At 67.2% G+C, this 3702-nt stretch carries 3 protein-coding genes and 3 pseudogenes; 4 read left to right on the top strand and 2 right to left on the bottom strand.

The annotated features are described in order from the left end of the window. Positions 1-452: zinc-binding alcohol dehydrogenase (locus KZA10_RS09630; protein ID WP_218682755.1), on the top strand; the 452-nt coding region annotated here is incomplete at its 5' end. 3 nt (positions 453-455) lie between these two features. Here KZA10_RS09630 and KZA10_RS09625 read toward each other — a convergent pair. Continuing rightward, positions 456-770, bottom strand: a complete 315-nt coding sequence (locus tag KZA10_RS09625) for a hypothetical protein (RefSeq protein ID WP_017831327.1) — start codon at positions 768-770, stop codon at positions 456-458. Positions 771-996: 226 nt separating this feature from the next. Here KZA10_RS09625 and KZA10_RS09620 point away from each other — a divergent pair. Then, positions 997-1941, top strand: a pseudogene (locus KZA10_RS09620) (IS481 family transposase); the annotation flags it as partial. A gap of 3 nt (positions 1942-1944) precedes the next feature. Here the strand turns inward: KZA10_RS09620 and KZA10_RS09615 are convergent. Next, positions 1945-2589: pseudogene (locus tag KZA10_RS09615) on the bottom strand (PAC2 family protein); the annotation flags it as partial. Between the two features lie 123 nt (positions 2590-2712). Between KZA10_RS09615 and KZA10_RS09610 the strand changes: the two are divergent. Then, entirely contained in the window at positions 2713-3363 is a 651-nt protein-coding gene (locus KZA10_RS09610) for an HAD family phosphatase (RefSeq protein WP_218682756.1), read from the top strand. After that, positions 3360-3702 (top strand): annotated as a pseudogene (locus KZA10_RS09605) (tRNA (adenine-N1)-methyltransferase); the annotation flags it as partial. The gene KZA10_RS09610 and the pseudogene KZA10_RS09605, both read left to right, overlap by 4 nt.

Here is a 3702-nt window from a genome sequence, read left to right as displayed (position 1 = left end):
CGCCCGCGATCGAGGCGCAGTGGCGCGACTACTGGGACATGACGGTCGAGCCTCGCGCGCATCCCTCCGACGTGCCCCTCGAGCTCATCGACGGATTCGACACACTCGTCGCGCTGCCTGCCCGCGGCGCGGAGGAACTCGCCGACGCTATCGCCCCGCAGGCCACGTCCGCCCTCCTCTACGCGCGGGCCGCACACGACCGGTATGTGAGCTCGATGAAGAGTCACACCGGCGGCGATGCCTACCGCGCCTATGCGAGCGCGATCGCGGAGTTCGAGCGGGAGGTCGGTCGCCGCGCGCATTCGTTCGAGCTGAACGTGCAGGTACTGCCGTTCTCGCAGCGGGGGATCTGGTGGATCGGAGCACTCACGGTGGCGGTGACCGATGGCCTGCGTCGGGACGTCGTGGCGTTCGACGCCGCGATCCGCCCGGTGATCGCCGAACTCGCGTAGAGGTCAGTCGTCTTCGACGACTGTCTCGCGGTCGACTCGCACGACCCGGTCGTGACGACGGGCGAGGCGCTCCATGATCAGGCCGGCGATGCCGCCGAGCGCGATGCCGATCGGAACCGTCCACAGCAGCAGGAAACCGAACACCTGACCGGGCGGGTAGACGACGTCGAGGGCCTGCGACTCGTCGAAGCTGCCGGTCCAGGTGAGGATGCCGGCCGCGATCACGCCGACCACGACGCCGATGCCCATGAGCACGCCGTACCGCGGCACGCGGCGCACGGTCGCTTCGACGGTCTGGTGGGAGTCGGTGGGGGCCATGCATCCATTGTCCCACCACCGACGGATGCCGCGTACCCGAGATCGGGACGGAGGAACGGCTCTCCCCGCGTCCGCCGCGGGGAGAGCCGTTCCGTGGTGCGCGTCGGCTAGATGTGATGTCCAGGGACGTTGTTGCGTGAATCGCTCGTGATTTCTGAGGGGTGAAGGCCTCCGGTTGCGAGAGTGGAGCTGTCTAGAAACCGCTCACGCAACACAGGAGGCCTTCATGTCCCACGCTAACGCTGCTCTGACCCCGCGCGCTCGTTTGCGGCTGGCCAAGCTCATTGTCGAAGAGCATTGGTCCGCCACTGTCGCGGCGAAGATGTTCATGACCTCGCCGCCTACGGCGCGGAAGTGGGCCGCCAGGTTCCGCGTCGAGGGGGCAGCAGGGATGCTCGACAGATCCAGCCGGCCGCGATCGATGCCGACCAAGACCCCTCCCGAGCTGGTCAAACGGATCGTGAAGGCACGGTGGCGACGCCGGCTCGGCCCGGCGCAGATCGCCGCGGAGCTCGGCCTCCCGACCTCGACTGTTCATGCGGTACTGGTGCGCGCGCGGATCAACAGACTCAGTCATATCGATCGGGTTACCGGCGAACCCATCCGCCGATACGAGCATCCCCGTCCCGGATCGATGATTCACGTCGACGTGACCAAATTCGGCAGCATCCCCGATGGTGGTGGCTGGCGGTTCGTCGGCAAGCAGCAAGGAGACAAACACAAGGCGACGACGGCTCTCCGCACGGGAAGAACCAGCAAAGGTCACCCGAACATCGGCACCGCATTCGTCCATACCGTTATCGATGACTACTCCCGCGTTGCCTACGCCGAGATCTGCGCCGACGAGAAAGCCGTCACGGCGATCGGTGTCCTTGAACGCGCTGTCGCCTGGTTCGCAGATCGCGGCGTCACAGTCGAGCGCGTCTTATCCGACAACGGGTCGGCCTATCGCTCCTACGCATGGCGAGATGCCTGCACCCTGCTCGGCGTCCGACACAAGCGCACCCGCCCCTATCGTCCACAGACCAATGGCAAGATCGAGCGGTTCCATCGCACCCTCGCCGACGGCTGGGCCTACGCACGCTTCTACGGATCAGAATCCGAACGCCGAGCCGCGCTACCCGCCTGGCTACACACCTACAATCATCACAGGCACCACTCCGCAGTCGGAGCACTGGCGATCGACGTCCAGGCCGGTGAGCTCCTCGAGGCGGTCCAGCAGCGCCAGCGTCACCTTCGGCGAAGGGGTCGCCGAGGCGACGTAGTGCGGCACGCTCGCCCACAGACTGGCCGTGGGGATGCCCGCGTTCTCGGCGAAGTGCTCGAAGACGGTGAGGATACCGACCGGACCCTCGTACAGCGAGCGCTCGAGGCCATGCGCCTCGCGCACCTGCTCGTTCTGGCTCGAGGAGAAGATCGATATCGGTCGGGTGTGCGGGACATCGGCCAGCATCGCCCCGAGAGTCACGAGACCGGTGATGTCGTCGCGGAGAGCGATGTCGATGAACTCGGAGGCGAAGGCCTGCCAGGTGCGCGCAGGTTCGGCGCCCGTGAGCAACCAGAACTCGGGCCCGGGCGCAGGATCGCGCGGACGCCACAGTCCGGCCTCCGGCCACGTCAGCTGGCGGCGTCCCTCGGCATCCATCCGCGTCGAGGGACGCGTGTACTGGTAGTCGAAGTACAGCTCAGGGTCGACGGAGTGCACGAGGTCGTACTCCGACGATGAGCGCAGCGCCTCGATGGCGCTGCTAGCCGCTTCACCCGCATCGTTCCAGCCGTCGAAGGCGGCGATGACGATGCGCGGACCGAGAACATCCATCGAGGGCTCCCTTCGAGATCGCGGTCGTGATCCTTCCAGGCTAGTCCGCGAAGGCGGGATGCGGGCGGCACCACGGCTACCATGGGTTCAGTGAGCAGAAAGCCCAGCGCGGTCCTTTGGGACATGGACGGAACACTCGTCGACACCGAACCGTATTGGATGGCCGCCGAGACGGCGCTGGTCGAATCGTTCGGAGGTTCCTGGACCCACGAGGATGCGCTGCAGCTGGTCGGAAGCGGATTGCTCGACAGCGCGGTGATCCTGCAGAACGCCGGTGTCGCTATGGAGCCCGAGGCGATCGTGTCCCACCTGACCGACGTCGTGCAGGAATCGCTGCGCACGCAGGGCGTCCCGTTCCGCCCCGGCGCCCGCGAGCTCCTCCGTGACCTCCGCGAGGCGGGGATCCCCACAGGCCTGGTGACCATGTCGCTGCGTCGCATGGCGCTCAACGTCGTCGACCTCATCGAGTTCGAGGCCTTCGACATCGTCGTCGCCGGCGATGACGTCGACAACCCCAAGCCCCACCCCGAGCCCTACCTGCAGGCGGCCGCGCTTCTGGACGTCGACATCGCCGAGGTGATCGTCATCGAGGATTCGCCGACGGGCGTGCGCGCCGGCCTCGCCTCCGGGGCGCTGACCCTCGCGGTTCCCCACATCGTGCCCCTCGACCACCTCGGCGCTCACGAGCTGTGGTCCACCCTCGCCGGCAGGGGCGCCGACGATCTCACCGATCTCTTCGACAGCAACACCGCCGTGACAGGAGCCACCCGATGACCGATTCCCGCGTACAGCGGCCGAGCGGTCCGTTCCGTGCGGGCGATCGCGTACAGCTGACCGGGCCGAAAGGCCGACTGCACACCGTGACGCTCCGCGAAGACGGAGAGCTCCACACGCACCAGGGCGTGCTTCGTCATCGCGACCTCATCGGGCTTCCCGACGGCTCCGTCGTGGCCAACAGCTCCGGGCACGACTACCTGGCGCTGCGGCCTCTGCTGCGGGACTTCGCGATGTCGATGCCCCGCGGCGCGGCGATCGTGTACCCCAAGGACGCGGCCCAGATCGTGATGCAGGCCGACATCTTCCCCGGGTCGGTGGTGGTCGAAGCCGGCGTCG

The sequence above is a fragment of the Microbacterium sp. BF1 genome (genome assembly GCF_019279095.1).
GTDB lineage: Bacteria > Actinomycetota > Actinomycetes > Actinomycetales > Microbacteriaceae > Microbacterium > Microbacterium maritypicum.
The sequence above is the reverse complement of the archived record's forward strand: the minus strand, read 5'-3'. Positions and strand labels throughout refer to the sequence as shown.

Coding starts and splice junctions, on each gene's coding strand:
- KZA10_RS09625 (WP_017831327.1), bottom strand. CDS start 770: ATGGCCCCCACCGACTCCCACCAGACCGTCGAAGCGACCGTGCGCCGC.
- KZA10_RS09610 (WP_218682756.1), top strand. CDS start 2,713: ATGGACGGAACACTCGTCGACACCGAACCGTATTGGATGGCCGCCGAG.